6 protein-coding genes are annotated in these 4518 nt (G+C 57.4%); 1 reads left to right on the top strand and 5 read right to left on the bottom strand.

Translation table 11 applies throughout. The annotated features are described in order from the left end of the window. The 5 genes from ACXJ5O_RS19660 to ACXJ5O_RS19640 all read right to left on the bottom strand — a co-directional run. Positions 1-581: DUF2950 family protein (locus ACXJ5O_RS19660; protein WP_457301366.1), on the bottom strand; the 581-nt coding region annotated here is incomplete at its 3' end. A 41-nt stretch (positions 582-622) separates the two neighbouring features. Next, on the bottom strand, positions 623-2107 hold the full coding sequence (locus tag ACXJ5O_RS19655) for a DUF3300 domain-containing protein (RefSeq protein WP_457301365.1): 1485 nt from the start codon (positions 2105-2107) through the stop codon (positions 623-625). A 76-nt stretch (positions 2108-2183) separates the two neighbouring features. Next, positions 2184-2489, bottom strand: coding sequence for a hypothetical protein (locus ACXJ5O_RS19650; protein WP_457301364.1), 306 nt, complete (start codon positions 2487-2489; stop codon positions 2184-2186). 50 nt (positions 2490-2539) lie between these two features. Further along, entirely contained in the window at positions 2540-3229 is a 690-nt protein-coding gene (locus tag ACXJ5O_RS19645) for a L,D-transpeptidase (RefSeq protein WP_457301363.1), read from the bottom strand. After that, positions 3226-4197: an ABC transporter substrate-binding protein gene (locus tag ACXJ5O_RS19640; RefSeq protein ID WP_457301362.1), complete on the bottom strand. Its 972-nt coding sequence runs from the start codon at positions 4195-4197 to the stop codon at positions 3226-3228. Before ACXJ5O_RS19640 ends, ACXJ5O_RS19645 begins: the two co-directional genes overlap by 4 nt. 136 nt (positions 4198-4333) lie before the next feature. Here ACXJ5O_RS19640 and ACXJ5O_RS19635 point away from each other — a divergent pair. Further along, the coding region (locus ACXJ5O_RS19635; protein WP_457301361.1) for a response regulator transcription factor at positions 4334-4518 on the top strand (185 nt) is incomplete at its 3' end.

Here is a 4518-nt window from a genome sequence, read left to right as displayed (position 1 = left end):
TTCCAGTAGAGACCGTCGTGCTTTCCTTCTTCACTGATCAGCTTCTGAGCAAATTCGAGCACGCCATCACCATCGTGATCCTCCTGCGCGTATGCAGTTTGGGCGCGGATATAATTACGCAACGTCTCTATTGCCGCGGTTTCGTTCTCGCCGATCCGCCGCGCCAGAATCTCCTCCAGCCCCTTCTTCGTATCGAACTGCCAGCCGGCGTCCTGCTTGACCAAGGGAAACGGAAATGGCCATGCGAGCTTGCCAAGAATGACTTCCTTGGTGCCATCTTTCCGGTCTTTCAGTTCGGCGCGTTCCCCGGAGGCCTTCTGGAGGTCGGTCAAACGATCATCGAAGTCATCTGATTTCTTGGCCGCTTCGGCATTCAGGCCAAGAACCTTGGCCAAAGCGTCGACATCCTTGGCACCGAGATCCTTTTTCAGGGCCTCCAGTGCTTCCCCAGGTTCCTTGAAAGTTTCCGATTTTGCGCCAACGAAACGTTGAAGCGAAGGCTCCGCCGCAATCAAAGGAGACGTTGCCGCTATCGAAAGGAATGCGGAAGCGAGAAGTATTTTCAAAGTTGAGCGATACATTTTCCTAATCCCTTCACAAGGAATGGTGATGGCTTGACAGGTCACCGACGGCCACGGCCTCCGCCACCTCGACCTCCGCCGCCTCTGCCTCCGCCGCCGCGTTGCACCCTGGGGCCGCCACCGCCCCTGGCGCGCTGGCCGCCACCCTGGACCCTTGCACCGCCACCACCCTGGGCTCTGGGACGTCCTCCGCCGCCACCCAGGCTGGCATTGCCGCGCTGCGACGAGKCGCGGGCATCCCGACCGGAGCCATAATTGCCGAGTGCACTTGGTTGTCTCGGACGGTTATCGACTCGACCGCCTGCCGGCTGTTGCCGAGGTCGATCCGGGCGGTTGGCATTGGGCCTGTCCCGATTCGGGCGGTTGGCGGCCCCTGCGCCTTGTCCGATGTTACGGTTACCCGCTCCCGCTCCTTGCCCGATATCGCGATTGGCCGGACGATTTGCACCTTGACCCGGGCGATTGCCGGCGAAATTGCCGCCGTCCCTTTGCTTCAGTTGGTTCTGCACATCGCGACGTACATCGCTGCTCTGGATTCTCGATCCGATTGCAGCCCCCGCGAGCCCGGCACCTGCGGCTCCCGCAAGTCCGCCAAGGTTGCCGAGCTGGCCGCCGTTTTCCCTTAGATCGAGCCGGTTTCCCCTGTTCTCGCGAATATTGTTCGTGATGGAATCCCGGTCGAAATTGAATTTGCTGCTATCGAAATTGAGGTTGTTGATATTGTTCTTGTCAAAATTGAAATCGTTGCGATTGATATCGTCGATGTTGATGTCGACATCGTCCCCTCCCCATGAGTGCCAATTATCCCAGTCGACCGCCGCACCGAAAACGGCTCCGGTGATAAATCCGCTCCAATAGGGAGCGTAGGGATAGTAGTACGAAGGATAAGGATCGCCATAAACGATCGGGGCCGTCGCAACATAGGTCGGGCTGGTCAGGATGACGGGATCATAGGTCGGAACGTACGTCACTTCCTTTTTGGCAGGACGGATGATGACGTTGTCGTCGTCGTTTGTCTCCACGACAACCTTGTCATTTGACTTGATTGTACCATTGTCCACTGCCTTGTCGCGGAGTTCCTGTATCGCCACAAGCACATCTTTTTGCTGATTGACGACCGCCTCGCCCAGTTGCTGCGTCCATTCGAGATCGTCGTTCATCATCGTCAGAACTGTTGGATAGTTGAGAAGCGATATGACGCTTCCGTCCCATGATGGATCCGGTTTCGCATCGGGTTTTGCTTTCGCCTGATCCTGAAACCGCGCCGCCTGGACAATCTGAAGAGGGTTGAGCGCGGCCGAAAGCACAAGGGCCACAAGGTCGTCGGGATAGAGCGCGATGCGCGCAGTCAGCGTTTGCAGCTCTGCCGCCGTCAGCAATGCCGGCGCGGAAGCTGCTGGTGCAGGCGCTGCCGGCTCCGTTGCAGCGGGCGCAGGCTGCGTCTGCGTCCAGGCCTGCATGCCCGGCCCACACATCAGCAGCGCTGCCGAAGCGACCACGGCAATCGTTTTTTGGTGCAATGACATAGCGGCTCTCCTCAAATTCCACGTTTTGACGACGTGCGGCACCCCGGTAATTGCTTGCAGTAGGTTCGTTAGGGCATCAAACCTTTTCCACAGACAGGACGGCTCCGGTGGAATCGATCAGGCAAGTCGAACGCTGACCTTTGGAGTCGAGGATGATCTGATATTTTCCGCCATCCACGGCGGCCGAGCTCACGGGAAGGACCGTCGCGCTATCGCCGCCAAACTTTGTCGCCGAAGCGCTGGCGCAGGCCAGTTGCAAATCGGCGGGCGCCGTCTGTGCCGTGTTTCTTGCCATGTTTTCGGGTGTGGGGCTGTTGTCCGACACACATCCTGCCAGCGCGAATATACCACTCGCAACCACAATGAAGTTGATATTTTTCAAATGTCCTCGACCTGATTTGCAAAGCATCGTTTTCCCCCTGACTTTGCTACTCAAACACCTTTGTAGAGTGATGCGCCCTGCATAAGCACGATCACTTTCGCTCCGACCTGGATCTGTGAAGCCAGATCGACAATGTCTTCATTGTTCATTCTGATGCAGCCCGACGACACATTGAGCCCGATAGACCAGGGCTCCGGCGTGCCGTGGATGCGATAGATCGTGTCCTGATCGCCCTCATAGAGATAAAGCGCGCGTGCTCCGAGTGGATTGTCAGGACCGCCGGGCATTCCCCCTGCGAACTTCACGGCATTCGGGTCACGTGCCACCATCTCGGCTGGCGGTGTCCAGGTTGGCCATTCGGCGATGCGACCAACGCGCACTATCCCCGCCCAGCCAAAGCCATCGCGGCCAACGCCAATGCCATATCGAACGGCCTGACCGCCACCTTTGACGAGATAAAGGAAATGCTGGTTGCCATCGATGATGATGGTCCCCGGTTTTTCAGCGGTCCGGAACGGAACCATCTGCTTGCGGAATGCCTCGGGCACCTGACCGTTCGCCGCGTAATATTTGCGGGCTTTCTTGCTGTCATAGGCGATCCAGGTCCGGGTCTTCGTATCGTAGATCTGCGTCTTCGGAACCTGCGCCAATCCCGCCGCGATACCGCCGACGAGTAATCCTGCTACAGCCAGAAAAATGGCTGACTGCATGCCAAGAAACGATGCGGAACTTCTTTTCATTTCGCCGTCCCCTTCAACCATTTTTGCACCCGGTCCGCATGTTTTCCGACCCATGCCTTGGCGTAGTCGGCTGGCGGTTGACGGTCGACTTCGACCGCATAGCTCATCTCGGTGATTTCGTCGGGCGTGAAATCGATGTTTTCAAGGAACTTGGTCACTTCCGGACTCTTCGTAGCCAATGCCTTCGAGTAGGCGATGTGGAAGCGCGCGGCATCCCAGGCGACGGGTGCACTCGATTTGGCCAGCCAATCTGGATCGTCCGCGGGCAGGATTACATGCCACTTGGACGCGTCGTGCGCGGGCTCATCAAGCTTGACGATGTCATGCAGCTTGAAGACGACATGGGGGCTGTAGCACGCAAATATGATCGGCTTGTCTGTCGCCTCGGCCGCATCGACCGCCGCCATGCCCATTTCCTCCGGCATTTCTAGAAGCCGCATTGTCTTGGCATAACCATAACTGTTGGCCCGAATGCGTTCGATGACTGTGGATGACCACGTCTCTGCGCCAATCCACATCTCTCCCTGGCCATCGCCGTCCGTGTCGAAGGCTGCGGTCTTTTTCGGATCGAGAAGGTCGGCGACTGCATGGATCCCCGTTTTATCGACTGTCTGCTTGGTCGTGCAAATGCCCTGCCAGGCGGGAACGCCGAAATCCGCAAGCTGGACTTTATCGCCGTATTTCTCCACCAGCGAATTGAGGTTCGGCAGCCAGACCTCCGGATGGACATCGACCTCTCCGGAAGCAAGTCCGGCGAAAGCGGTCATCGTCCCCATCTCCTCGACGTCGACTGTCTTATGCATGTTCGCTTCGAGAGTTGTCTTGATGATATTTGCGGTAACCTGGCCCGACGGCCAATTCGGCATGGCCACAACCAGATCGGCTGCAATTGAAGTCGCGGGAAACGTCATCCAGACTGACAGGACCAATCCCGCAAATTGACCGAGCCTCGTTAATCGTTGCCTCATCTGCCACGCTCCCACATGATATGATCGGCATTAGCAAGCATCGATTGCATTATCGTAAGTACGTAACTGTTAATTTTTGCCGGAAGAGCGTTTCCGGTGTAGAACTTAAAGGGTCCATTCGGACGCGTGGGGTGGTATGACACGGATTCTGATCGCGGATGACCACGAGATCGTCCGGCAAGGCGTGAAAGCGATCCTGTCGAAGCGGGATCGCTGGGAAATCGTCGGCGAAGCCGCCGACGGGCGGGACGCTGTCGGACAGGCACGACTGACCGAACCGGAAATCGCCATTCTCGACTACGCCTTGCCGTTCATCAATGG

Source organism: Phyllobacterium sp. P5_D12 (assembly GCF_054049495.1).
This window is presented reverse-complemented; position numbering and strand designations above follow the sequence as displayed.

Bases quoted from the DNA above. Each gene is read 5' to 3' on its own strand.
- ACXJ5O_RS19640 (WP_457301362.1), bottom strand. From the start codon at position 4,197: ATGAGGCAACGATTAACGAGGCTCGGTCAATTTGCGGGATTGGTCCTG.
- ACXJ5O_RS19645 (WP_457301363.1), bottom strand. From the start codon at position 3,229: ATGAAAAGAAGTTCCGCATCGTTTCTTGGCATGCAGTCAGCCATTTTT.